The sequence below is a fragment of the Flavobacterium plantiphilum genome, assembly GCF_046000495.1.
GTDB classification, from domain to species: domain Bacteria; phylum Bacteroidota; class Bacteroidia; order Flavobacteriales; family Flavobacteriaceae; genus Flavobacterium; species Flavobacterium plantiphilum.
In genome coordinates, this window is record NZ_JBELQA010000007.1 from 4543 (window position 1) to 30083 (window position 25541).

The window sequence follows — 25541 nt, forward strand, 5'->3', positions numbered from 1 at the left end:
CAAGAATTAGCATCGGTTACCGTTACTGTGTAAGTTCCAGCACTAAGTCCTGTTGCTGTTGCAGCAGTTCCGCCAGATGGTGACCATGAATAGGTATATGAACCAGTTCCACCTGTTGCACTTACTGTTGCAGAACCGTTTGAGCCTGAATTACAAGATACATTAGTTTGTGCAGCTGCCGAAGCAATAAGTGATGTTGGTTCTGTGATAGTAAAACTTTGTGTTGCTGTACAAGAATTAGCATCGGTTACCGTTACTGTGTAAGTTCCAGCAGTAAGTCCTGTTGCTGTTGCAGCAGTTCCGCCAGATGGCGACCATGAATAGGTATATGTACCAGTTCCACCTGTTGCACTAACTGTTGCAGAACCATTCGAACCTCCATTGCAGGAAACATTAGTTTGAGAAGCGGCACTTGCTACTAAAGCAGTCGGTTGAGTTACTGTAAAGTTTTGGGATGCAGTACATCCGTTTGCATCGCTAACTGTACACGTCCAGGTTCCGGCAGTCAAGCCACTAACCGAAGTCGTTCCGTCACCCACAGGATTTCCTGGAGTCCAATTATAAGTATAACCTCCGGCACCACCAGTAGCAACATTTACAGCTGCCGCACCATTTGATCCTCCATTACAAGCAATATTAGTCTGTGAGGAAGCTGTTAAGGCTAATGCTGAAGGCTGAGTTACTGTAAAATTAACAGAAGCCGTACATGCATTTGCATCCGTTACGGTACAAGTCCAGGTTCCAGCTGTTAAGCCTGTAACCGACGTGGTTCCGTCACCCACAGGATTTCCTGGCGTCCAGTTATAAGTATAACCTCCGGCACCACCAGTAGCAACATTTACAGCTGCCGCACCGTTTGCTCCTCCATTACAAGCAATATTAGTCTGTGAGGATGCGTTCAGTGTGAGTGCCGATGGTTGAGTAATTGCAAATGTTCGAGTGGCTGTACAACTATTTGCGTCTGTTACGGTACACGTCCATAATCCAGCTGTTAAACCTGAAACTGATGCTGTTCCATCACCGGTAGGATTACCTGGTGTCCAGTTATAGGTGTAGCTTCCTGCGCCACCATTTGCACTTACAGCTGCGGCACCGTTTGCTCCACCGAAACAACTTACAGTTGTTTGAGAAACTGCTGTTAAAGAAAGTGATGTTGGTTGAGTTATTGTAAAATTAACTGAAGTTGTACAAGCATTTGCATCGGTAACTGTACAAGTCCAGGTTCCAGCAGTCAAGCCACTAACCGAAGTCGTTCCGTCACCTACAGGATTTCCTGGCGTCCAGTTATAAGTATAACCTCCGGCACCACCAGTAGCAACATTTACAGCTGCAGCACCGTTTGTTCCTCCATTACAAGCAATATTAGTCTGTGAGGAAGCTGTTAAGGCTAATGCTGAAGGCTGAGTTACTGTAAAAGTAACAGACGCCGTACATGCATTTGCATCCGTTACGGTACAAGTCCAGGTTCCAGCTGTTAAACCACTAACCGACGTGGTTCCGTCACCCACAGGATTTCCTGGAGTCCAGTTATAAGTATAACCTCCGGCACCACCAGTAGCAACATTTACCGAAGCTGCTCCATTTGAACCTCCATTACAAGCAATATTAGTCTGTGAGGATGCTGTTAGAGAAAGTGCTGGTGGTTGAGTTATTGTGAAATCAACTGAAGTTGTACATGAATTTGCATCTGTAACAGTACATGTCCAGGTTCCGGCTGTTAAACCTGTAACCGAATTAGTTCCATCTCCCGTTGGGTTACCTGGTGTCCAGTCGTATGAGTATCCAGAAGTTCCTCCGCTCACACTAACAGAAGCAGCTCCTGTTGCACCACCACTACAGGCAACATTTGTTTGAGAGACTGCACTTGCTGCTAATGCTGTGGGCTGAGTAATCGTATAATTACGTGTAGCAATACAACCAATATTATCTGTTACTGTTACAGTATAAGTTCCAGCAGAAAGACCGGTTGCAATAGAACCTGTACCTCCTGAAGGTGACCAGCTATAAGTATAAGGTGAAATTCCTCCTGTAGGAGTTACTGCCGCAACTCCATTGGATCCTCCGAAACAAGAAACATTACTTTGAGCCCCGGTAGCTGTAGAAATAGAAGAAACAGTTAAAGTTCCTGAATTAGAATTGGTACTACAAGAACCGTCCTTAGCCACACAGCGGTATTGATACCCACTCATTCCTGCTGTAGCTCCAGTGATATTCAAAGTACTTGTTGTGGCATTAGAGTAAACACCTCCATTAGTAATATCAGTAAAACCGGAACCGGTATTTACTTGCCATTGAAAAACCGTGGCACCAGTCGCAGTGATACTAAAAGTTGTATTATTACCATTACAAATTGTTCTGTTAGGTGGATTAGAACTTACAGTAGGATTTGTACATGAAGGAGCTTCAAATAAACGGAAGTTGTCGATTGCAAATTCTTGGGCCGCTGAACCATCGGCACTCACTCTGAAACGTAAACTTAAAATTGTACCAGTTCCAGAAATATTCCAGTTGAATTCCTGAAAAGTTTTAGAGAGTTGAGTTCCATCACCGTAATTATCACCATCAGTATCTTCAGAAAGATAACCTGCATTTGTTGATGATGTATCTCCATTAAAACCTCCAACTCTTGTCCAGGCGCCACCATCAATACTATATTCTACAATCAAAAAATCATAAGTAGCTCCAAAAGTTGGATTTTGCCATCCTTGATTTCTATGTGCTGCAAAAAAACCTTTAAAAGTCAGCCCTGTTTTACCACTAATATTGATTCCAGTCCATGTAATATTTTGTATTTTATCGTTTGTATCATGAACTCCTGTTTTAGCTCTATCTGTATCTTCTCCTGCCCAAAATTTTACTCCTTGAACATTCTGGTATGTTGTAAAAGGATCACCCGGGAAAGGAGCTTGTAAATTAAGATTAGTCCCATCTGTTCTCATGAAATAGTAGGCATAAGGAACGGAAGGAAATCCGGTATCGGTTGAAGGCGTTCTGGTTCCACTACTTGGAGCTCCTGTATCCTCGAAGGTATCACTCCAAAATTGTGTTTGAGCTGTAGTATTTAATGAAAAAACACAAAGCAACCATATTAACATAAAAGTAAAGTTGTTTTTCATAAGCATTTTTAATTTGGGGGGTTTAAAATTGTTTCTTATTACGCAAGAACAAACTTATAAAAAAAATGTAAATTTTAACATTTATATCTTAAGTTTATCTAAAATTTAATTTTATTACTTTTGGTCTGCATCACAGATGAATTTAAAAATGGAATGTCTAAAAAAAAAAATTACTTAATAGAAAAAGCATTACCATAATAACTATTTTTCTCCTAATATTTTATTTTTTTATATGAAAAAACTCTCCGTCATAATTCCTTGTTACAATGAGGAGAAAACAATAATCCAACTTTTGTCAAAAATCGAAACTGTTAATTTAGCTGAGAATACCAGTAAAGAAATTATAATTATTAATGATTGTTCTACTGATTCATCAGAAAAATTAATTCGAAATTTTATAGCACTGCATTCTGAACTTTCTATAAAATATTTTAAAACTGATAACAATAAAGGTAAAGGAGCTTCTATTCAAATGGGGATTGCTAATGCAACAGGAGATTTTGTAATCATTCAAGATGCTGATTTAGAATATGACCCTGAAGAATACAATCTCTTATTGAAACCCATTTTAGATGGTTTTGCGGATGTAGTTTATGGATCCAGGTTCATGGGAAGCAAACCGCACCGCATTTTATTTTTTTGGCATACTATAGGCAATAAGTTCTTGACGTTTTTATCCAATATGGTTACGAACCTAAATTTGACTGATATGGAAACATGTTACAAAATGTTTAATTCTTCGATTATCAAAAATATTTCTTTAAAAGAGAAAAGGTTTGGTTTTGAACCCGAAGTTACTGCTAAAATGGTTCGGTTTCCTAATATAAGAATTTATGAAGTTGGAATTTCCTACTATGGAAGAACCTATGCGGACGGCAAAAAAATTAGTTGGAAAGACGGTTTTCACGCTATTTTTTGCATTATCAAATACGGACTTTTTAAAGCTAAATAATTTTTCAAACAGTAAACAAAAACTGTTAAAAAACAAACCGATAAGTAGTAGTATGAGTAAAAAAAACATAACAATTGCAGATACATATCAAAAAGATAATTTAAATAAAGAACTTATTTTCCAAAAAATGACTTGGTTTTTAGCCATTGTTTCATTTTTACTGTACGCTAATACTTTGAACCACGGATTTGTTTTAGATGACATTGCTGTAATCGAACAAAATAAGTTGGTACAAAAAGGCTTAGCGGGAATTCCCGAATTATTCTCTACACTTTATTGGCAGGGATACTGGGATTCAAATGCAGGATTATATCGACCAATGTCCTTGATAGCCTTTGCCATCGAATGGCAATTAGCTCCTAATAATCCTTTTATCCATCATTTTTTTAATGTATTGTACTATGCTTTAAGTATTGTTTTATTATTCAAAGTCTTATATTATTATCTAAAGGGATACAATGTTTGGATTCCCTTTTTTATCGTTTTACTGTTTGCGGTACATCCTATCCATACCGAAGTAGTAGCCAACATCAAGAGTCGGGATGAAATATTTTGCTTCCTTTTTTTCACACTAAGCATTTATTTGCTTTTAATCAAAGAACAGAAAATTTTTCAGATTTTCGGAATCGTTTCCTTCCTTTTATGCTTACTGTCTAAAGAAGCCGGGATCTTATTTTTACCCATACTTGTTTTTTTATTTTGGTTAAAATATAAAAAAGAAAAAACTATTTTATTTTCCAAAATAATCCCAATTATTTCTATTAGCGCATTGTGGCTGCTATTACATCGTTACATTATTTTAAGCTCGCCATTCAAAAGAATTGAGTATTCATATTTGGATAATTCATTATTTGGTTGCGATGATGTAATGACTAAAACAGCAACTGGGTTTACTATATTTGCCCGGTATATTATTAAGTCTATTTATCCATACACAATGAGTTATGATTATTCTTTTAATCAAATTCCTTGTGTTCCGTTAAGTTCTTTATCATTTATAATAAGCTCACTGCTTATTGGAATACTTTTCTTTTTAGCTTATTTTTTTAGAAAAAGAAATAGTATCATCAGTTTAGGAATACTATTTTTCTTTACTACCATTTTTCTTGCTAGTAATATCGTTGTTCTTATTGGAACGACAATGGGAGACCGCTTATTATACACTCCTGTTTTAGGAATGATCATTGCTGTTGTCTTTTTATTACTTTATTTTTCAGAAAACAAAACATTAAAAACTTTTTATCATCCATCAATTTATTTTCTATGCTTTGTTTTTCTGTTGTTTGCATTTAAAACTTATAATAGAAATAAAGTTTGGAAATCAAATGCCACTTTATTTACTGAGGATCTATTAAATGCGCCCAATAGCGCAAGAGTAAATTTTAATTATGCAACCGTGCTATTTAACCAATTACCATCAAATGTTGAACTTCAGCAACAACAATTGCCTTTAGTTATTGATGCTTATAAAAAGGCCTTAGCAATTGATCCCAAAGATAAAGGATCTCTAACCAATTTAGGCGTTTGTTATTATCGAATCAAAGACTACGAAAAATCGATAGAAACTACAAAAAAGGCTTTGGCATTAGCAAAAGAGGATTATTCCCTGAAAGCTAATTTAGCCGATGCTTATTTTAGAAACAATAATTTAGACAAAGCCATTGCTATTTATAAAGAATTGATACAAAATAATTACATATTAGAAAACACATACAATTATTATGGAGCAGCTTTATTTAGTAAAAAAGAATATACTCAATCCATTGCAGTATTTAAAGAAGGACTAAAAATGAATAAAAGTTCTGTTGAATTATGGATGAATTACGGAAATACCTTAGCAGCATCTGGAAACCTTAAGGGGGCTATCACTGCTTTTGAAAAAGCTTATGAATTAAATCCAAATGAAAAAAATGCATTAAAATTTTTAACTATGGCGCATCAACAATTAGGAAATACAGAAAAAGCAAATCACTATTATGCCGAGTTTATAAAAAAATAAAATTGGTTTTATTTAATTCTGCTTTTTGATTAATATATAATCCGGATTGGAATCATTGGGTTATGAAACTGTAATCGATGAGCAATACTGTTTCAAGCTGTTATCATTTAGAGTTTTTTAAACAGCCCCATAATACCGATCAGTCCAGTCCCTTTTCTTATTGGTACGTTTTGAAATTTTATTCCAAAATTTCTAAAATATCAGAAATATTCAATGAATGGATCGGATAAAAGATCAGACATTTATATTCCATTTACTTACTTTGAATTTCTATAATATAAGACTGGTCATCAATCAGTACTCCATTTTTAAATATAACGAACAAATGTACTAAATCCATGTTGATGGGCAGTATTATATCCTCTTCAGCCGGAATGCCGATGTGGTAATGACAGGCCTTCTGCGGTATTGCAAAAAAGAAGAAAAATCCTTATTTTCTCAAACATTCCTGCGGTAGTTTCAATTATTTAGCTCATTTCTCCTGAAATCTTTCATTTCTTACTCTTACTATTTGATAAGTAACCGAAAAAGTCGTAGCGAAATTTTGTTACAATTTGTAACTAAAAATACAACTGTAATTGTTACAATATGTACTAATTTTGCAAAATGTAAAATGAGATGATCATGGAAAGAGCAATTGTACATATCGACATGAATACGTTTTTTGTTTCCTGCGAAAGACTGAGTAATGCTGCATTAAATGGTATTCCACTAATTATTGGCGGTGGCGATCGGGGCGTTGTGGCTTCCTGCTCCTATGAAGCCCGCAAATTTGGCGTACGCTCTGCTATGCCTATTGCTATGGCACTTAGACTTTGTCCACAGGCCAAAGTAATAAAAGGTGATATGGAATTGTATTCTCAATTCTCGCATACTATTACCGAGATTATTCAACAAAATGCACCTGTGGTTGAAAAAGCCAGTATTGATGAATTTTATCTGGACATTAGCGGTATGGATCAATTTTACGGCTGCTACAAATGGGCAAATGAACTGGCTGCGACTATTACAAAAGAAACAGGTTTACCCCTAACCTTTGCTTTATCGGTTAACAAAACGGTTTCTAAAATTGGTACCGGTGAAGGAAAACAAAAGCAAAACCTGGAAATACCACAACATTTGGTACGGCCTTTTTTAAACCCCTTATCCATTCAGAAAATTCCAATGGTGGGTGATAAAACCTTTCAGCTCCTTTCCCGAATCGGCATCCGGACCATTCAAACGCTCTCTGAAATGCCCGCTGAAGTTTTGCAACAAATGATTGGAAAAAATGGTATAGAACTGTGGAAAAAAGCCAATGGAATCGACACCAATCCTGTGGAACCTTACTCTGAAAGAAAATCTATATCGACGGAGCATACTTTTACACAGGATACTATTGATATTCCAAAACTTAAAAGATTATTACTGGGGATGGTGGAAAAACTGGCTTTTCAGTTGCGCTCAGAAGAATGGCTTACCTCTACTGTAGTGATTAAAATTCGATATGCCAATTTTGATACGGAAACCAAACAATGCAGGGTACAATATACCTCTGCTGATCACATTTTGACGAAAATCGTTACGGATTTATTTGATAAATTATACCAACGCAGAATGCGGCTTCGACTCATTGGAATCCGATTTAGCGGACTCGTTCGGGGAACCTACCAAATTGATCTTTTTCAGGATACGGAGCAAATGCTGGCATTATACGCCGCTATGGATAAAATGAAAACACGCTACGGTTTTGATGCCGTGATGCGCTGTGCAGGAGCTTCTTTCAAACCCAACAATAAAAATGAAATTTTAAAGCGTAAATCCTAATTCCATGTACCTCAACTGTCATTCGTTCCATTCTTTACGTTATGGAACAATCCCTCTGGAGGAATTAATTACACAGGCAGTTAGCTGTGGGGTTACTGCTATGGCGTTAACCGATATCAATACTGTAACGGGAATTTACGATTTTATTAAAGGCTGTGATGCTGCAGGTATAAAGCCCCTTGTAGGTATGGAATTTCGCTCAGAACAACGATTAAGGTTCATCGGACTGGCTAAAAATACTAATGGACTGGCGGAAATGAACCGCTTCCTGACCCAACATAATTTTGACGGAACTTCATTGCCTTTGGCAGCACCCAATTTTGAATCTGTTTTTGTTATTTATCCATTAGAAAATGTCCCGCCGTTTTTAAAAGAGCATGAGTATATTGGTATTCGTCCTGAACAATTACAAAAACTTATTTTGTCAGAATGGAAAGACAAACAGCAAAAAATGGTCGTCCTGCAACCGGTAACCTTTCGAACAAAAAAAGAATTTGAATTGCATAAAATTCTTCGGGCTATTGATCTGAATTGCATCTTATCGAAACTAACTCCTTCTGATTATTGCAGGAATTCTGAAATTATGGTTTCCGTCGGGCGGATTTTGAAATGCTATGAGTATTATCCCAAAATCATCAAAAACACCGAGAAAATCATTCAGGATTGCAATTTTGTATTTGATTTTAGTACTCCTAAGAATAAAAAATTTTATACCAATGACAGCGCAAGTGATCTTGCGCTATTGTCTACTCTTGCTGAACAGGGGCTTGTATGGCGGTATGGTAAAGATCATGTTGAAGCAAAAGCACGCATTGCAAAAGAATTAAAAGTAATCGACCAATTGCAATTCAGTGGTTATTTTTTAATCACCTGGGATATTATCCGATATAGTAACAGCCAGGGATTTATGCATATTGGCCGCGGCAGTGGTGCCAACAGTATTGTGGCTTACTGTCTTGGAATCACCGATATCTGTCCCTTAGAACTGGATCTGTATTTTGAACGTTTTTTAAACCTGAATCGCAAAAGTCCACCCGATTTCGATATTGACTGGAGCTGGAAAGAAAGGGATTGCATTCTCCAATATATATTCTCCCGCTATGGTGCGGAACACGTTGCCTTTTGTGGTACCAATGTGGAGTTTAAATATAAATCGATCTTTCGGGAAGTAGGTAAAGTTTTTGGTTTACCTAAAGAAGAACTGGACATACTGGCTAAAAAACCCATGAATTTACACGCTGGTAATCAAATCGTGAAACAGGTTCAGCACTTTGGTATGCTGCTTGAAAAATACCCCAACCAAAGGAGTATGCATTCCTGTGGTATTCTGATTTCTGAACAGCCTATAACCAATTACACCCCATTAGAGATGCCGCCCAAAGGTTTCCCTATTGCTCTTTTTGATATGCATATTGCAGAGGATATCGGTTTGGAAAAATTTGATATTTTGAGCCAAAGAGGAATTGGTCATATAGATGATAGTGTCAAACTGATTAAAAAAAACCGGGGGATTAGTCTCAATATTCGTGATACTTCCCTTTCAAAGAATGAGCTACGCTGTAATGCATTTTTAGCTTTAGGAAAAACAATTGGCTGCTTTTATATTGAAAGTCCTGCCATGCGTGGTCTTTTACGCAGGTTAAAGTGTGACAATTATAAAACACTGGTCGCCGCTTCTTCAATCATTCGTCCCGGGGTAGCTCAGTCTGGGATGATGAAAGAATATATCTTTCGCCACAATAACCCTACCGAATTCGAATATTTTCACCCGGTGTTTGAGCAGCAACTGGGCGAAACCTACGGCATTATGGTGTATCAGGAAGATGTAATCAAAATTGCTTTGCATTATGGAGGATTAGCTGCTGCAGATGGGGATATTTTACGTCGGGCAATGTCTGGTAAAGGACGATCTAAAGAGGCCTTACAGAAAGTAAAGGATAATTTCTTTAGCTGTTGTACCCAGAAAGGGCATCCATTAAAACTTTCTGAAGAAATATACCGTCAGATTGAATCTTTTGCCGGCTATTCTTTTTGCAAAGCACATTCTGCTTCTTATGCTGTAGAAAGCTATCAGAGTTTGTACCTCAAAGTATATTATCCGATTGAATTCATGGTGGCGGTAATTAATAATCAGGGCGGTTTTTACAGAACTGAAGTCTATGTTCATGAGGCAAAAATGTCGGGAGCTACAATACACAATCCTTGTGTCAATAAGAGTGAATTTGAAACCGTTCTCTATGGTACGGACGTCTATTTAGGGTTGATGCTGTTGCAGGGACTGGAATCGAAAACAGCTTTGCAAATACAACAAGAACGGGAGAAAAATGGTGTTTTTAAATCGTTAGAAGATTTTATTAATCGCATTCCAATTGGTATTGAAGGCATTCAGATTTTGATTTTTATTGGTGCTTTCCGTTTTACAGGAAAAACCAAAAATCAGTTATTAATAATTGCCCGATTGATACTGGTTAATTTTAAACCTGAAAACAGAAACCTGATGCTGATTCAGGAAGCGGTCAGAGAATATCAGCTGCCTGTATTAGAACGCTCGTTCTTTGAGGACGCTTTTGATGAGATTGAACTATTAAGTTTTCCCGTATCCTGCTCGCCCTTTGATCTGCTTAAAACCAAATTTCGAGGGGATGTGATGGCAAAAGAATTAGCGAATTTTCATAAAAAAACGGTTCGTATGCTGGCTTACTTAGTGTCCAGAAAACATGTTCCTACTAAAATGGGTGCGATGTATTTTGGTACCTGGATTGATGCTGAAGGTTCCTTTTTCGACACGGCGCATTTCACAGACAGCCTGAAAGAATATCCGTTTCAGGGCGGTGGCTGTTACTTGCTTATGGGACGTGTAGAAGTGGATTATCATTTTCCTACCATAACTATTTCTAAAATGACCAAAATGCCTTTTGTTGCTGATCCCAGATATTCCAATACAACGGACAGAGCCTACAAAGTACACCAACAACTGCGTGAAGATATAAGTATGACCCATCGGGCTCCTTATCCGCAGGAAAACGAAATCCATTTGCCACGCCATAAAATGACAAATAGTAATCCATAAAAGTGAAATGAAATTAGCAATCATTTGATAATTTTGTAATCTGGTGACTGAAATGAAAAAACTCGAATATGCCATAGTAGATATCGAAACCACAGGCGGAAATGCCAGTGGAAGTCGTATTACTGAAATTGCTATTATCATTCATGACGGAACAACGGTACTCGAACGCTTTGAAACACTGATAAACCCACAAAAAGAGATACCGCTTGCTATTTTTGCCTTAACAGGTATTACAAATGAAATGGTAGCCGATGCACCCATTTTTGACGAGGTGGCGGAGAAAATAAAACTCCTGCTTAGTGACCGTGTCTTTGTCGCCCATAACGTAAACTTCGACTACTCGTTTGTTCGTCATGAATTGGAGAAATCGGGATTTAAATGGACTGCCCGGAAACTTTGTACGGTGAGAGCAGCCAGAAAAATCAAACCCGGATTGGGGTCCTATAGTCTAGGAAAACTCTGTACGGCTCTGAACATTCCTTTAGAGAACAGACATCGTGCAGGTGGTGATGCGGATGCTACGGCTATTCTTTTTACACTATTACAGCAATGGGATTCTGAAAATGTAATTCCAACGATGCTTAAAAGTACCTCTCAGGATCAACGTTTACCTCCTAACGTTCCACCACAAGATTTTGAACAATTACCCGATAAACCCGGCATTTATTACTTCTATAATCAAAACAAAAAAGTAATCTATGTGGGTAAGGCTGTGAATATAAAAAAAAGAGTAGCTTCTCATTTTAGTGGTCATAAAGTTAATTCGCAAAGACAACACTTTCTGCGCGAGATTTATGCTATTTCTTTTGAAACCTGTGCTACTGAACTCATGGCTTTGATTTTAGAGTGTCATGAGATTCAAAAGCACTGGCCTCTATACAATCGCGCTTTAAAACGCTTTGAACCTCAATTTGGTCTCTATCATTATGAAGCCCGTAACGGTTATCAATATCTGGCTATTGGAAAACGAAACACATTATATGCCTGTTTAGAAACTTTTAATAGTCGCTATGAAGCAATTAACAAGCTCCGAAATCTCGCTGAGCAGTTTGAAATTGATCAAAAGTTTTGTCACTATGCAACGATTAATGAAGGGGCTGCTGTACGTCCCAATAGGCTGTTGGAGCTTCCCGATGTTAACCAACACAACCGGCAGATTGAAAATGCTATTGCTTTTTTGCGTAATAGTAAAAAAAGTTTTGCTATAATAGATAATGGGCGTTCTGAAGACGAGCGTAGTTGTCTCTGGATCGAAAAGGGACACTTTTATGGCATGGGCTATATATCTTTAGATACTGTTCTTACCGGTATTTCAGAAATAAAAGAAGTGGTTACTCCTTCTCGAAGTAATCATTACATCATGCAGTTAATTAATAGCTTCATAAAAAAATATCCCTCAAAAGTTTTCTTCCAATAACTTTTTTAAATTAAATATCCCAAAATACATGGATTCAAATAAATTAACTCGTTTTCTGGAAGCGCAAAACCAGGTGTATTTAAAAGCTCTTTCAGAAATCAAAAAAGGACAGAAAGAAACGCACTGGATGTGGTTTGTTTTTCCTCAACTCAAAGGTTTGGGCTTGAGCAAGACTTCTGTATTTTATGGAATTAACGATTTAAACGAAGCTCAACGCTATCTCTCTCATCCTGTACTGGGAAAACATCTGATTGAAATTTCTACAGCATTATCAGCCTTAAAAGATAAAACTGCTACAGCGGTTTTTGGTTCTCCTGACAATTTAAAACTCCACTCTTCGATGACATTATTTGCTGCTGTCCCTAATGCAAATCCGGTTTTTGCACAGGTACTGGATACCTACTTTGATGGAGTTCCTGACAACCGTACACTGGAATTATTACAAAAAAAATAATTTTTTTCTTATTACTCCTCAACAATACCAGACTGTTTAGTCATGGCATTGCTACTTAACTCTTGTTATGGGTGCTACTTTTGGGTTACTGTAGAACGATAGCTTATTCAAATATTTTTTTAAAGTCTGGTTTTCATGCTGAAACGGACTAAAAGGGCAGCTAAGATAGTAACGCCCCACTACCTCGTGCGCATAATGAGCTGCACTGCATTGGCTCACCCTTTGGGACTTATAGCCCGATGTACCGGATGCGCTACTTGAATCTGGCTTTCTTTTTTTCCGTTTTTTCTTTTGAAAACTTTTTTTGGTAACGGTTAAAGAGAAACAAAAATAGTAGTAACTCTTAATTCTCAAAGCTATGGAAATCATTGGACGATTAACCGCAGACGCCACTATTCATAAGGTGGGCAACAACAAAGAAGTAGTCAATTTTAGTATCGCTGTAAATGACCATTACAAACCTAAAGGCAGTACTGAAACCAAAGAAATTGTAACCTATATCGAATGTTCGTACTGGCTCAACACCAAGCTTGCCCAATGGCTTAAAAAAGGGACTCTGGTAGCACTCTTCGGACGTATCGGTCTGAGTGTGTACTTAAGCAATAAGGGCGAGGCTAAAGGAAGCCTGAACTTTCATACCAATACTATCAAATTTCTTGTCTTTTCCAAAAAGCAACAGCAAACCAATCTTAATGAGGTTTCGATAAATCCCCATAATGAAAAAGAACCGGATGACCTGCCTTTTTAATAGCTGTTAACCAACATGTATAAGCCTAAAAAATCAAGTTATGAAAGCCTTTAACAAAACCTCTTATCGAATCTATGAAGTAAGCAGCGTATTCAATAAAATTATTCTATCTCATATGGAAAGCTATGACGGCTCTAAAAAACAAAAACTTAAAGCTTTTTTGAATGACCTTAAACAGGCTGGCTGTATCAGCGGAATGATTGGAGAATTCATCTATCACAGCGATTGTAAAGCCTTTTACATCGCTCATCTGGAGGATTTGGAAAGTATTAAAACGGATGTAGAAGCCTCAGTGGGCGACTCTATTGCAAACCGATACGAATTGCCTCATTACACTTTTATGTGTTGGCTTTGCTTTGAAGAATATTGTTTTGACCTCTATGTAAACATCTTCGAATAATGCTACTGAAAATTTAATCTCATTATCATGAAAGTATCTGAAAACTTTAAAGCTATCATAGATAATTATCTTCAGCAAAAGGCAACTACTGATGTTGTCTTTGCTCCTGCTTTGGAAAAAACATCCAAAAGCCTGGACGATTGTATCCATTACATCCTAACTGAAGTCAAAAAAACAGGTTTATGTGCCTTTGCTGACAACGAAATATTTGGTCTGGCTGTCCAATACTACAACGATGACACTATAATCCCAACGGAAAACAAACACAATGTCAACATACAACACACGGCAACGCCTGATTTGTTTACGACTCCTATTGCAGCTACTCCAAAAACAACAGAAAAAAGGACTGTCCTTCCAACCCCTCAATCGAATCAAACCACCTTAACACTTTTTGACTGATGATACCTAAAACCAAAATCGAAAAAGAAATTACGGCATTAAGTGCTTCACTAACTCCTATCAATACCGAGATGAAAAAATGGGCAGAACAAAATATCTTTCTCAAATGGGCGGCTCTATCAAGAGGCAAATTTCACTGTCTGGAATGTGCACATTCCTGGAAACCTGACACTAAAAACACAGCTTGCCAAAATTTCACAAAGTGTACTGCCTGTAACTGTAAACTGAAAATGTTCCAATACAATCAGGTGCATTTTCACGAAATCGAATATTCAGCTGTTTTAGACACCAAAGCGAACTTTCAAGTGGTACGTATCATTTGTTCTTATAAAGAAATGAAAAAAAATTGTATGCCTACTTACACCCACAAAGAAGTGATGCAGCATTGGATTAATGCAAAAGGTGAAACACGTAGTTTATCACTTAGTACTAACCTATTTTCACAGGCATATGATGCCTGGAAACTGCATTCTACACTTGAAATTCGTCCAAAGAGTTTTCTAGACACTCCTAAGTACACTATCAATCCCTACAAGGTTTTTCCTAAAATGAAAATCCTGCCCATCCTAAAACGAAACGGATTTAAATCTTCTTGTTACAAAATAGCACCCCAACTTTTGTTTGTTGCTATTTTAAGTGATTCCATTGCCGAAACGCTTTTAAAATCGGGACAAACGGCTATGCTCTACTATTATATCCAAACCTCTAGACAACGTATCAAAGAAAATTGGAAAGCGGTTAAAACCTATTTGAAGCACCATTATATTATTGAAGATTATGATTTATGGTTTGATTATATCGAACTGCTGCATTGGTTTAAAAAAGACCTTTGTAATCCTGCTTTAGTTTGTCCTGAAAACCTCCATCAGTTACATGATAAATTGGTTTTGAAAAAAAGAACCATACAACATAAACAATACCTTGAAAAAATGCGTGCCGAAATTGCAAAGGCGCAAGCTTCATATACAGAGGAGAAAAAAACTTTTTTTGGATTAACTTTTTCAAATGAAAATCTCAAAATCGCTGTATTAGAAAACGTTCAGGATTTTTTAAAAGAGGGAGACGCTTTACATCATTGCCTTTTTACTAATGAATATTTCAAGAAAAAAGATTCGTTAATCTTCTCTGCCCGAATGGATGACACCCCCATAGAAACCATAGAAGTTTCTCTTTCTAAAATGAAAATTGTTCAATGCAGAGGACTGAAAAACAAAAACTCAAAACAGCATAAAATGATTCTGAATCTGATGAAAAAAAATCTGTATCAGATACGTAACCGAATTAAAAAGAATAAAACAGTAAAGTAATAATTTTTAATAAAAAAAGCCCGTGAAAAAGGGCTGAAAAATTTCGCCCCGTAATTGCTCTTACTTTCGTAAGCAATTACGGGGCGTCTTGATAATAACAAAAATCCTTTTAATTTATAACAATACAATTAGATTAATGTATTGGGCATAACAAAGATCTTTCGTATTCATTTCTTAAACTATTTAAACTTTTAAAGATCAAAGTTATTTGTTGATACTACAGAACCTTGAGACAGCAGTTTTACATTCGTTGAAAGCATATTGAAATCATTTAAGTATTTTATCGTTTATTTTTCTCCCAATTCCAATTCCAATATTTTTCCCACCTGCATCCATTTCTCTCCTGACTTTGCAAAAAGAAAAGCCTGCTGAAACTTCCAAATCAATTCTGCCCATTCCTGAAATTTAGGATTATTAGCATCTATAGTTGATTCATTTTCAAAATAAAGGCTACCATTCCCTTCAATTATCATAAACATACGATTACCTATAACATATATATCCAGAATCTCAATCGCAGAATCATTGATGTTTTTTGTAATTTCCGGTCAAACTTTTTTAGGGTGTGCTTTATATACTGCAATCAATTGTTAATCCTCTTTTAAATGGATATGCAAACAAAACTGCACTATAAAATAAGCCACATTTTTTTTGTAATTAATTTGATTATTATTTAGACTCCCATTTTCCATACTTTAAGACTTGTTTGTTCTGTGCTCATTTCATCACTTAAACTCCAGCCAATAATTCTTCTGTCATACCAAACCATAATATTCATCATTTATAGAAACCCTTCTTCGAATTGCATATAACTTGTTAAATGGTCGGGTCAGATTAAAACAGCAGAGGTAAAAAATGATCTGGTATCGAACCTTGATTTTGCCTAAAGGTTCTTAGATCTTGCTCAAATAACAATTCCTTCTGATATATAGGGAAGAAGTATCGTTACTATTTTACAAGGCAATACCCTTCTGGCGTAAAGCCCTTTACTATCATTATTACGAGCATTCTTCGGAGCATGACGTAAGTCGTCATTACGTTATCACTACCGTCAGGTACAAATTAATATATTGTACCCTTCCTTTTAATTCAATGATTATTTATATTCAATAGGTGAAATATTTGTTTTGACTTTGAATACTTTTAGTTCAGTTAGTATTAATCAAAAATATGGCTTTTCAATGATGCCTTTTTGATTCGTTTAACAGTGATTACTGCTAAAATAGCATCCAAAGGATATTAGCTTAAAGTTAAATGGATTTTGATTTTATTCGGAATTTTTTTGCGGTTGGAACTTTTATTAATTTTTAGGTTGTTTATGATTTCAATCATAAAAAAGAGTGTCCTGACAGCTTTAAATTTGTGAGTGTAGCAAACAAAGCGCTTTGAATAAATGCACTACAAATATTTACGAAATCCTATAGATTAAAAAAAATGACTCAAAATCAAAAAGTGCTCATAGGAGCCACAGTGCCCATTCTCCGCCAGAGCGGTGAAGTGCTGACAGACTATTTTTATGAAAGAATGTTTAGGCATCATCCTGAACTTAAAAGTATGTTTAACATGGGTAACCAAGCCAATGGTAGACAGAAATCAGCTTTAGCAAATGCTGTTCTTGCCTATGCCGAGAATATTGATAATCCTGCTGTACTGATTGACGTTCTGAAAGGAATTGGCTCAAAACACACAAGCTTGAACATCCAGCCTGAACAATACAAAATAGTCGGTACACATCTTATTGCTTCAATTAGAGAAGTAATCGGAGAACCTGCTACTGACGAAATTCTTGAAGCCTGGACCACGGCATTTTATCAACTGGCCGATATTATGATTAAAATAGAAAAAGAATTATATGCTGATAATTTAATAAAAGAAGGAGGTTGGAACGGCTGGAGAGATTTTGTAATCAAAAAAATCGACCAGGAATCAGCAGAAATTAAATCCTTTTATCTCTATCCAAAAGACGGTAAAGCCATTGCAGATTTCCATCCCGGTCAGTTTATCAGTATTCAGATCTTTATTAGGGAATTAAACCTACTTCAGCCAAGACAATACAGTCTCTCCAACTCTTATAATGCTGAATATTACAGAATCTCGGTAAAAAAAGAGTCCGGAATGCATTCAAATCCGGCAGGTACAGTATCCAACGCTTTGCATGCGAAGTCCGAGGGAGACATTGTTTCAATCTCGGCACCTTCAGGTTTATTTCATCTGGAAAAAGACTCAAAGAGTCCATTAGTGCTGATTAGCGGCGGTGTAGGGTTAACTCCTATGGTCAGTATGCTGGAAGCCAACATGAAATCGCTGCAGCACAAAAAGACAGTCTGGATCCACGGCTGCAGAAATGAATCGGTTCATGCATTTAAAAACCATATCGAGCATTTGAAACAAAATACTCAATGGCTTGAGACCTATACTTTTTATGATTCGGCAAAGAACCTTCAAAATCTTCCCGCAGATACTTTCATTGGAAGAGTTAATCTGGAAAAATGTCTTCATGCCGTACAGCTGCAGGATGCCAGGTTTTATATCTGCGGTCCGGAAATTTTCATCAAAGTACAGTATGAAAGCCTGATTAATTTAAATGTAAATGCTGAAAATATATTTTATGAAGAATTCGGCCCCCAGCTGATCAACTTAAATTAAATGAAAGTAAAGGATGGTTCTGCACGCAAAGTAATTCTGAAAATTTTAAAAAATCTTACTACAGCCTTCTTAATAACATTAATATTAGCGTTTATTAATTACAGCGATAACACTGATTTTATATTTTCATGGATGCGCTCCTGGGTAGTAGCATCATTAATTTCAAATTTTTTAACTTTTTTTATTTTCTCAGATAAAAAAGAAACCGTCTAAAAACGTAATCGAGACGGTTTCCTTTTTTGTTTAAATATTTTATTTTCTATTCAAGCAGGTTTCTACTTCTTCATAACAGCTGGCAATATGTTCCGCTATATATCTGGCATCTTGTGCAACATGAGAAAACCTTCCGGATCCCCAGGTGTGCAACCACGGTAAACCTAAAAAGTATAAACCAGGTTCTTTAGTAATACCGCGGTCATAGGTAGGAAAGCCTCGTTGGTCAAATACCTCAGGGAAATCAATCCAGTCATATTTTACTTTATAACCCGTACTCCAAATAACGGATGTAATAGAATCTTTTATACAATCTAAATCGGTTTTATTTTCTGCTGTAGGTTTCCACATAGCTTCATATCGGCGTCCTTCGGGAGCATCAATATTGTTTTTGCTTATATAGTTGTCAATATTGTCTAGAATTCTATTATAGGTTTTATCTGCTTCATCAAGATTGTATTCTAAATCATCTTGAAACATGATGGTAGTGTCTTTAACCTGATTAATTTGACCACGCAAGATAACGCCTTCGGAAGCTAATTTTCGTAAATCAATATCACGCCCACCATCTCTTCCTGTCAAATAATGATTGGTTTTATGTCTGGCTTCTTCCGGATCAGGATGCAATTCAATCGGTTGGTCATAATACCCCATTTCTTCTAACCATTCTACAGCATCTTTTCCTCGATATACTCTTGGTGCTCTTGGAGCCGTTCCAACACTAAGAATAACTTTCTTTCCAGCCAAGTGTAAATCCTCAGTAATTTGTGCGCCCGACTGACCTGATCCAACCACCAGAGTAATTCCGTCTGGAACTTGTTCTGGATTTTTATAATTATCAGAGTGTATTTGCACAACATGATCTGGAAAATCCTTTGATATGGGTAACATATTCGGAATATGATAGGCTCCTGTTGCTATAATCACTTTATCGGCAGTGTAGTTGCCTATTGAAGTTTCTATATTGAAAATAGATTCGTTTTCCTTTTTGTAAACATTATATACTTCTACCTTTTCTTTTATTGGTGGGTTAAAGGATTGTGCATAACGTTTTACATAGTCTACAATTTCATCTTTCAACATAAATCCTTTAGGATCATTTCCATCATAATCAAAACCAGGTAATCTGCATTGCCAGTTGGGGGTAACTAAACAGAAAGAATCCCAACGGTGGTTTTTCCAGGTATCTCCAATTTGGCCTCGGTCAAAAATTAAATGGTTTATATTATCTTCTTTTAAACAATAGCTTGCGGAAAGACCTGCCTGACCTCCTCCAACAATTATAACTTGATAGTGATTCATCTTCTTTTATTTTATTGATATTATTTTTACAATTTTTGAAACCTCATAATCTTCACATTTCAATTTTATTCTATAGGATTCAGCTTCTGCAGAGGTACAAGCATAACCAAATTTTTTTCGTACTCTTTCACTAGCTTCATTTAAGCTACTGTTGCATCGTTCTAAAAAAGTATCTATTCTAAGCGTTTCTCCCACTTTAAAATAGTCTTCAATGACACTGGATGGGGAATAAACCTGATCGGTTTGATTATCGGGCCATTCGATTTGGACGTATGTTATAGGCATGATTTTTAAAATTTAAGTTGATGTTCTTTATAATTTATAAATAAATCGGGTTGTTGATTAATACTCCCAATATGATCACAGTTGATACCGTTTTCTGTAAATAAAGATTGGATATTTTTTACGTGCTCTGGAGAACAGCTAAACAAAAAACCATAGCTAGGAAAACTGGAAAGCCATTTTTTCCAAGTTGTATCTTCGGGTTTTGTAATCGATTCGATATTAATTTCGGCACCCACTTTGGACGTATTTAAGAGCATTAATAATGTACCAATGATTCCTCCCATGCTAATATCTTTGGCTACTTTACTCCATTTGTTATTTGCAATTTCATAGGGCAATTGAGCCATCTTTTGTAATTTCTCACTGCTGGTTGTCGTGCTAGCATTCCAAAAAGGATATTCTTTATAATAACTTCCTTTTAAATCGATAGCCAATAACAAAGCATCATTTGGCTGAGCATCAAAACTGCTTAATAAATTATGTGTTGCTTTTCCTAAAATGGAAACACTCAGAGCATTAATATTAGAATGGTAGCAGCTATGTCCGCCCACAATGGGTACGCCATAGGCTTTTGAAGCAGCTGACATTCCTTCCCAAATGGCTTCATTATCTTTTGCTTCAAATGAATAAATAGTATCAGTAACAGCAATAGGCAAGCCTCCCATGGCACAAATATCACTGATGTTTACCATTACAGCAGAATAACCTGCAAACCAAGGATCTGATTTTAAAAAATGATTCACAATACCTTCTGCTGCTAATAACAGATGACTTCCATCTTTTTGCGGTATAGCAGCGGTATCATCACCAAGCAAAATGGTTGCATTATCATCTGGAAAAAAAACACTACTTTTTGTTTCGTTACCAATAGCCTTATAGGTTTGCTGAATCGTTCTTTTATCTGTGATATCGGTGTGATTCCTCAAACTGGCAATACTTGCAAGCATATCCTCTGTGCATTCTTTCATTTTAAGCTACTTTAGAAAATGATACAATCGAATCTGAACTCGCATAGACCGGCACTGCTGGATATGCCTCTAAATTAGCATTCATCAGAAAGTGTTTTATGCCATGCAAATCAATATCCGCTTCGATATTCCAATGCAAGCGTTGAAAAAGTTTTACATTTTGCTCCTGAACATAGGCTGAAAATTTATCGCAACCCATATAATTAGCCAATGAAACCGCTCTATATATTAAACCTGCAGCAACCGACATTTGGTACAAAGCAGAAACATCTTTTTCTTTAAATAAATTGGGGCAAATAAATTTTGAAAAAGAACGGTAATCTTTTATTACTCCTAATCGACCACCAAACCATTCTCTTTTATTTTCTTCATAAATTCGAACCACACCTACCACACTATCAGGAGTTCCCAGATAATGATTTACAGCAATTATAGGTATGGCATGCACATCTTTTTCATCATAATCTGAAACTTGAAAAAGACCTTGTTCTTCACAAAAAATTGTTTTTCGAGTTTCGAAGTAGGCTACTAGTTGTGCCTTATCACTAGGGATATTGATGTCTATGAAATCTAATCCGGTGAATTTTTTGTCTTTTTCAAAATAAATCATAGCGCATATTTTTTTTCAAATGAAGAGAGGGTAGAGCAGGCCCCACACTTGGCGCAACCTGATTCTAAAGTGTCAGAAGTCATTCCTGCATTGACTAATTCACGAGCTAGTGGCTCTAATATATCATGCATAAAATCCTTATTTGGCGAAGCATGGTTTTGCAAAGGTGTGTTTCCTACCGGAACAAAAGGAACCACAAATGGATATACTCCAATAGCAATTAATTCTTTAGACATTTCTAAAATTTCCTCTTTGGTATCACCTAATCCTGCAAGTATATAGGTACTTACGTTTCCTTTTCCAAATACTTTTACTGCAGCTTCAAAAGCTTTAAAATAAAAAGCGATGGAGACTTCGGCTTTGCCAGGCATAATTTTATTTCGAACCCGATTAGAAACGGCTTCTAAATGCATTCCTATAGAACTTGCGCCGGCATTTTTAAGTTTGTCAAACCATTCAAAATCATCTGGCGGTTCACATTGCACTTGGATGGGTATGGTTACCGCTGCTGAAACTGCTGAAACACTTTCGTATAATATTTTAGCACCACGATCTGAACTTGCCGGTGTACCAGTTGTCATTATAAATTGAGAAATACCGTCTAATTCTACTGCTCGTTTAGCTACTTCTGCTAGATGTTGTGGTTTTTTATAGGCTATCGTAGTATCATATTTTAAAGATTCTCCAATAGCGCAAAATTGACAGGATGTTTCTTTTTCTTTATAGCGAATACAATTTTGAAGTACAGTTGTCGCTAATACATCTTTGCTATGTAAACGTGCGATTTTCCAAAAAGGAATACCATCTGAGGTTTGTTCTTTGTAAAATTTTGGTTCACCAACAAAACGAATTGTGGTGATGATTTTACCGTTTTTCTTCAGTGAAGCCATTCCCATTTTGGTTGGGGTTGTTGCTTCAAAAGAAGATTGTTTTGCTGCAGAACTAAATACAGGAATCATTAAAGTGGTATTGAAAATAGTAATCGCTTTATGATCTGTAGGTCCTGCACCTCCTTTACGAATGGTCAAATCAGCTGTGTTTTCTATACGAATACCTTCTGTTTGAATTTCATTCAGTAACGTATGATTGCTCTCTAGTGTTAGTGTGCTGTTCATGATCTTTTTCGTTGAATAGTGATTTTGATTCATGCATTAGGTTTTTCGGATTTTTATCGATTTTTAGCGATAATAATTCGGGTCTTGAATAATGTCCTACCGAATCCATCATTCGTTTTCTTTTTGTAATAAGACTCATGTCCATATCGGCATAGACAATTCCTTCCCCATCCGTCAAAACATCTGAAATAATGACGCCTTCCGGCGAAATAATAGCTGTAAAACAGCCTTTCTCCAATATTTTTTGCATGGAGGGATCTCCTGTTATTTCTTGAACTTGCTCCGGATATAAATATCCTGTCGAATTAATTACAAAACATCCCGATTCTAGTGCATGATGTCTCATGGTTACTTCCATTTGGTCTGCAAAAATTTGTCCAACCATTGAACCTGGAAATTGACTGCAATGAATTTCTTCATGATCATTCATCAGTGCAAACCTAGCTAGTGGATTGTAATGTTCCCAACAAGCTAGGGCACCAATTTTTCCAATTGATGTATGTACTGCTTTCAATCCGCTGCCATCTCCTTGTCCCCAAATCATTCGTTCGTGATAAGTAGGTGTTATTTTTCGACGTTTTAAAACCAGTTCTCCTGTTGTATCAAATACAAGTTGTGTATTGTACAGCGTTCCACCATCACGTTCGTTAACACCTAAAACCACTACTATGTTATTTTTTTTTGCTAAACTCCCTATAAAATCAGTATCTTCACTTGGAACAACCACCGCTTCATCATATAATTTTAGATGATCTTTTTTTATATTTACCGCTGGTTTTATAAATGAGAAATAAGGATAATTAGGGACTAAAGTTTCTGGAAAAACGATAATATCAGCATCATTAGCGCTAGCTTTTACAATAGCATCTGCTACCTTAGCTAAGGTACCTGACTTGCTTTCTAATACGGGAGCAATTTGAACTGCTGCGGCTCTTACAATAGATTTTTTATACATCATAATTGTTTTTTATTTTACAGGGTCCAAGTGTGAACTATAAATGCATTTTCATTGCGATGAACCAATTGGATATCCAAAACATCTAATGGATTGATAGGAATAATACCTGGAAGTAATGATGGTTCTCCATGTCCGTATAATGCTTGAAGCGCAAAACGACAGGCGTAAACTTTACCACCTTCTTCCATAAATTTGCTTAAACGAGCGCCATAATTTAAATGTCCAGGAAAAGCTTCGCTTCCAAGTGTTGGAAATCCTCTTTGGATTCCTAAAGTCACTCCGGGTCCATATAACAAAATGGAAGTTTCGAAACCTTTTCTTTGTAACCTTGTTGCAGTTAAAATGTTTACTAATCCGATTGAACCTTCAAAGGCTACAGTATGAAAAGTTACTAAAGCTTTTTCTCCCGATTTAGCTTTTACATCTTCAAATACTTTGTCTTCATAATCCACAAAAAAGTCTCCGTCTTTGTGCATTGCTTTTTCTACTTTTGGCATAATTTTAATGTTTTAGATTTATTTTACAAATGTAGACTAGCTAAGTATTTTATACGTAGCACAAAAACAACAAAGTATAGTACTTATTAAACTTTATTCATCATTTTGCCTTTTTTGATAAAAAATATTTTTCCAAAACAATAAATATCAGATTATAATTCAAAAAAAATTCTTTTTCACTGATAATAGTGTTATATTTGAAAATAAGTATTTAAACCAATTTTAGTTCTTTTTTATGCTGTATTGATAGTATTCGTAAAAACTAACTAAGTATTTTGTTTGATTCTTATTTATGCCTATTACGAATTATCAATTCTATTGTTTTTTGATTTACCTATTTAAAATAGTAATCTTATGTGTACGGAGTCTAAAAGTAAATTACCTGTATATGATATTTCAAATTTTGATGATTATAATGAAAGTTTAAAATTTGAAAGTAATTTTTATATCAGAAAATTTTGTGAACACGTTCATGAGAATGTATTTATTGAAAAACCTCATGGACATAATTTTTATCTGATATTATTAATAACAAAAGGAAGCGGAACACACACAATTGACTTTTTAGAATATGATGTTTTCCCAGGTGCCATGTTTATAATTTCTCCCGGTCAAATCCATCATTGGAATTTATCCAAAGATATTGATGGATATATCCTGTTTTTTACAAAAGGGTTTTTCTTATTGGATTTTAGTACGGAGAAACTAACTCGTTTCCCCTTTTTTAATTCTACTTTTAGTTTGCCTTTTATGAATTTAAATAAAGAAGTTCAAGAGGATATAGTATCAAAATATCTTCTTGTTTTTAAGGAATACAAGCAACGATCTTCGGGTTATCAAGAAATGATTCGTATCTATTTGAATGCCATGTTTATAGAATTATCAAGAGTCTATGTGGAAAATTTTGAAAAGGAACATATTTATAATTACGATTTATCGCAATTAAATCGTTTTGAAGCTTTAGTAGATAAATACTTTAGGATGCACAGACCCATCACCTGTTACTCTAAGAAGATGAATATAACAGATAGACAATTGAGTTACTTGTGTAAAAAAACAGTGAATAAGAAACCTACTGAGATTCTTACTGACCGTATTATTTTAGAAGCTAAAAGGCTTATTATACATTCTGATTTGTCTATTTCTTCCATTGCTGCCAATTTGAATTTTAACGATGATTCTTATTTTATTAGACTTTTTAAAAAAATAACATTTCAAACTCCGGAACAATTCAGAAATAGTCAATTTAAAAATTTATAATAAATCCTGATATAAT

Annotated in this window: 22 protein-coding genes and 1 pseudogene; 14 read left to right on the plus strand and 9 right to left on the minus strand. The window is 35.8% G+C overall.

What is annotated here, in order from left to right; genetic code table 11:
- A pseudogene (locus ABS764_RS12475) lies at positions 1-3116 on the minus strand (hypothetical protein); the annotation flags it as partial.
- A 232-nt stretch (positions 3117-3348) separates the two neighbouring features.
- Between ABS764_RS12475 and ABS764_RS12480 the strand changes: the two are divergent.
- From ABS764_RS12480 to ABS764_RS12525, 10 genes are all read left to right on the plus strand, one after another.
- The gene (locus tag ABS764_RS12480) at positions 3349-4068 is read left to right on the plus strand and encodes a glycosyltransferase family 2 protein (RefSeq protein WP_408082137.1); all 720 of its coding nucleotides are present in this window, start codon (positions 3349-3351) and stop codon (positions 4066-4068) included.
- 52 nt (positions 4069-4120) lie between these two features.
- Positions 4121-6067 (plus strand): tetratricopeptide repeat protein, encoded by a 1947-nt coding sequence (locus ABS764_RS12485; RefSeq protein WP_408082138.1) that lies wholly within the window; start codon positions 4121-4123, stop codon positions 6065-6067.
- 624 nt (positions 6068-6691) lie between these two features.
- Positions 6692-7873 carry a DNA polymerase IV gene (gene dinB, locus ABS764_RS12490; protein ID WP_408082139.1) on the plus strand — a complete coding sequence of 394 codons (1182 nt, stop codon included), beginning with the start codon at positions 6692-6694 and terminating at the stop codon, positions 7871-7873.
- 4 nt (positions 7874-7877) lie between these two features.
- Positions 7878-10943, plus strand: coding sequence for a DNA polymerase III subunit alpha (locus tag ABS764_RS12495; RefSeq protein ID WP_408082140.1), 3066 nt, complete (start codon positions 7878-7880; stop codon positions 10941-10943).
- Between the two features lie 52 nt (positions 10944-10995).
- Complete coding sequence (locus ABS764_RS12500; RefSeq protein WP_408082141.1) at positions 10996-12360, plus strand: exonuclease domain-containing protein; 1365 nt, start codon at positions 10996-10998, stop codon at positions 12358-12360.
- 28 nt (positions 12361-12388) lie between these two features.
- Complete coding sequence (locus ABS764_RS12505) at positions 12389-12814, plus strand: DUF1810 domain-containing protein (RefSeq protein WP_408082142.1); 426 nt, start codon at positions 12389-12391, stop codon at positions 12812-12814.
- A gap of 358 nt (positions 12815-13172) precedes the next feature.
- A complete protein-coding gene (locus tag ABS764_RS12510; RefSeq protein ID WP_408082143.1) occupies positions 13173-13562 on the plus strand; it encodes a single-stranded DNA-binding protein in 390 nt (129 codons plus the stop codon).
- A 40-nt stretch (positions 13563-13602) separates the two neighbouring features.
- A complete protein-coding gene (locus tag ABS764_RS12515) occupies positions 13603-13962 on the plus strand; it encodes a DUF7222 domain-containing protein (protein ID WP_408082144.1) in 360 nt (119 codons plus the stop codon).
- Between the two features lie 27 nt (positions 13963-13989).
- On the plus strand, positions 13990-14364 hold the full coding sequence (locus ABS764_RS12520; protein WP_408082145.1) for a PcfK-like family protein: 375 nt from the start codon (positions 13990-13992) through the stop codon (positions 14362-14364).
- Entirely contained in the window at positions 14364-15671 is a 1308-nt protein-coding gene (locus ABS764_RS12525) for a PcfJ domain-containing protein (RefSeq protein WP_408082146.1), read from the plus strand. Before ABS764_RS12520 ends, ABS764_RS12525 begins: the two co-directional genes overlap by 1 nt.
- Positions 15672-15958: 287 nt before the next feature.
- Here the strand turns inward: ABS764_RS12525 and ABS764_RS12530 are convergent, their stop codons facing one another.
- Positions 15959-16213, minus strand: a complete 255-nt coding sequence (locus ABS764_RS12530; RefSeq protein ID WP_408082301.1) for an L-rhamnose mutarotase — start codon at positions 16211-16213, stop codon at positions 15959-15961.
- A gap of 421 nt (positions 16214-16634) precedes the next feature.
- Here ABS764_RS12530 and ABS764_RS12535 point away from each other — a divergent pair, with 421 nt between their 5' ends.
- From ABS764_RS12535 to ABS764_RS12545, 3 genes are all read left to right on the plus strand, one after another.
- Positions 16635-16784, plus strand: a complete 150-nt coding sequence (locus ABS764_RS12535; RefSeq protein WP_408082302.1) for a sulfatase/phosphatase domain-containing protein — start codon at positions 16635-16637, stop codon at positions 16782-16784.
- Positions 16785-17105: 321 nt separating this feature from the next.
- Positions 17106-18317 carry an NO-inducible flavohemoprotein gene (hmpA, locus tag ABS764_RS12540; protein ID WP_408082147.1) on the plus strand — a complete coding sequence of 404 codons (1212 nt, stop codon included), beginning with the start codon at positions 17106-17108 and terminating at the stop codon, positions 18315-18317.
- Entirely contained in the window at positions 18318-18530 is a 213-nt protein-coding gene (locus ABS764_RS12545) for a DUF2798 domain-containing protein (protein WP_408082148.1), read from the plus strand. It abuts the gene before it with no gap.
- Between the two features lie 39 nt (positions 18531-18569).
- On the opposite strand, the gene ABS764_RS12550 is transcribed toward ABS764_RS12545, so the two are convergent.
- Genes ABS764_RS12550 through ABS764_RS12580 form a run of 7 tightly spaced genes read right to left on the minus strand, consistent with a single transcriptional unit; the run spans position 18570 to position 24265 of the window.
- On the minus strand, positions 18570-19832 hold the full coding sequence (locus tag ABS764_RS12550; RefSeq protein ID WP_408082149.1) for an MSMEG_0569 family flavin-dependent oxidoreductase: 1263 nt from the start codon (positions 19830-19832) through the stop codon (positions 18570-18572).
- A 6-nt stretch (positions 19833-19838) separates the two neighbouring features.
- Complete coding sequence (locus tag ABS764_RS12555; RefSeq protein ID WP_408082150.1) at positions 19839-20117, minus strand: MSMEG_0570 family nitrogen starvation response protein; 279 nt, start codon at positions 20115-20117, stop codon at positions 19839-19841.
- A 5-nt stretch (positions 20118-20122) separates the two neighbouring features.
- Positions 20123-21085, minus strand: coding sequence for a sll0787 family AIR synthase-like protein (locus ABS764_RS12560; protein ID WP_408082151.1), 963 nt, complete (start codon positions 21083-21085; stop codon positions 20123-20125).
- Position 21086: 1 nt separating this feature from the next.
- On the minus strand, positions 21087-21695 hold the full coding sequence (locus ABS764_RS12565; protein WP_408082152.1) for an MSMEG_0567/Sll0786 family nitrogen starvation N-acetyltransferase: 609 nt from the start codon (positions 21693-21695) through the stop codon (positions 21087-21089).
- A complete protein-coding gene (locus ABS764_RS12570) occupies positions 21692-22810 on the minus strand; it encodes an MSMEG_0568 family radical SAM protein (RefSeq protein ID WP_408082153.1) in 1119 nt (372 codons plus the stop codon). The genes ABS764_RS12565 and ABS764_RS12570 overlap by 4 nt, the downstream gene beginning before the upstream one ends.
- Positions 22764-23768 carry a Nit6803 family nitrilase gene (locus ABS764_RS12575; protein WP_408082154.1) on the minus strand — a complete coding sequence of 335 codons (1005 nt, stop codon included), beginning with the start codon at positions 23766-23768 and terminating at the stop codon, positions 22764-22766. The genes ABS764_RS12570 and ABS764_RS12575 overlap by 47 nt, the downstream gene beginning before the upstream one ends.
- 14 nt (positions 23769-23782) lie before the next feature.
- Entirely contained in the window at positions 23783-24265 is a 483-nt protein-coding gene (locus ABS764_RS12580) for an MSMEG_0572/Sll0783 family nitrogen starvation response protein (RefSeq protein WP_408082155.1), read from the minus strand.
- Between the two features lie 354 nt (positions 24266-24619).
- On the opposite strand from ABS764_RS12580, the gene ABS764_RS12585 reads away from it, so the two are divergent.
- The gene (locus ABS764_RS12585) at positions 24620-25525 is read left to right on the plus strand and encodes an AraC family transcriptional regulator (protein ID WP_408082156.1); all 906 of its coding nucleotides are present in this window, start codon (positions 24620-24622) and stop codon (positions 25523-25525) included.
- The last annotated feature ends 16 nt before the right edge of the window (positions 25526-25541 follow it).

Bases quoted from the DNA above. Each gene is read 5' to 3' on its own strand.
- ABS764_RS12510 (WP_408082143.1), top strand. From the start codon at position 13,173: ATGGAAATCATTGGACGATTAACCGCAGACGCCACTATTCATAAGGTG.
- ABS764_RS12585 (WP_408082156.1), top strand. From the start codon at position 24,620: ATGTGTACGGAGTCTAAAAGTAAATTACCTGTATATGATATTTCAAAT.
- ABS764_RS12545 (WP_408082148.1), top strand. From the start codon at position 18,318: ATGAAAGTAAAGGATGGTTCTGCACGCAAAGTAATTCTGAAAATTTTA.
- ABS764_RS12515 (WP_408082144.1), top strand. From the start codon at position 13,603: ATGAAAGCCTTTAACAAAACCTCTTATCGAATCTATGAAGTAAGCAGC.
- ABS764_RS12500 (WP_408082141.1), top strand. From the start codon at position 10,996: ATGAAAAAACTCGAATATGCCATAGTAGATATCGAAACCACAGGCGGA.
- ABS764_RS12575 (WP_408082154.1), bottom strand. From the start codon at position 23,768: ATGATGTATAAAAAATCTATTGTAAGAGCCGCAGCAGTTCAAATTGCT.
- hmpA (WP_408082147.1), top strand. From the start codon at position 17,106: ATGACTCAAAATCAAAAAGTGCTCATAGGAGCCACAGTGCCCATTCTC.
- ABS764_RS12495 (WP_408082140.1), top strand. From the start codon at position 7,878: ATGTACCTCAACTGTCATTCGTTCCATTCTTTACGTTATGGAACAATC.
- ABS764_RS12550 (WP_408082149.1), bottom strand. From the start codon at position 19,832: ATGAATCACTATCAAGTTATAATTGTTGGAGGAGGTCAGGCAGGTCTT.
- ABS764_RS12555 (WP_408082150.1), bottom strand. From the start codon at position 20,117: ATGCCTATAACATACGTCCAAATCGAATGGCCCGATAATCAAACCGAT.
- ABS764_RS12485 (WP_408082138.1), top strand. From the start codon at position 4,121: ATGAGTAAAAAAAACATAACAATTGCAGATACATATCAAAAAGATAAT.
- ABS764_RS12570 (WP_408082153.1), bottom strand. From the start codon at position 22,810: ATGAACAGCACACTAACACTAGAGAGCAATCATACGTTACTGAATGAA.
- ABS764_RS12520 (WP_408082145.1), top strand. From the start codon at position 13,990: ATGAAAGTATCTGAAAACTTTAAAGCTATCATAGATAATTATCTTCAG.
- ABS764_RS12565 (WP_408082152.1), bottom strand. From the start codon at position 21,695: ATGATTTATTTTGAAAAAGACAAAAAATTCACCGGATTAGATTTCATA.
- ABS764_RS12505 (WP_408082142.1), top strand. From the start codon at position 12,389: ATGGATTCAAATAAATTAACTCGTTTTCTGGAAGCGCAAAACCAGGTG.
- ABS764_RS12580 (WP_408082155.1), bottom strand. From the start codon at position 24,265: ATGCCAAAAGTAGAAAAAGCAATGCACAAAGACGGAGACTTTTTTGTG.
- ABS764_RS12525 (WP_408082146.1), top strand. From the start codon at position 14,364: ATGATACCTAAAACCAAAATCGAAAAAGAAATTACGGCATTAAGTGCT.
- ABS764_RS12560 (WP_408082151.1), bottom strand. From the start codon at position 21,085: ATGAAAGAATGCACAGAGGATATGCTTGCAAGTATTGCCAGTTTGAGG.
- ABS764_RS12480 (WP_408082137.1), top strand. From the start codon at position 3,349: ATGAAAAAACTCTCCGTCATAATTCCTTGTTACAATGAGGAGAAAACA.
- dinB (WP_408082139.1), top strand. From the start codon at position 6,692: ATGGAAAGAGCAATTGTACATATCGACATGAATACGTTTTTTGTTTCC.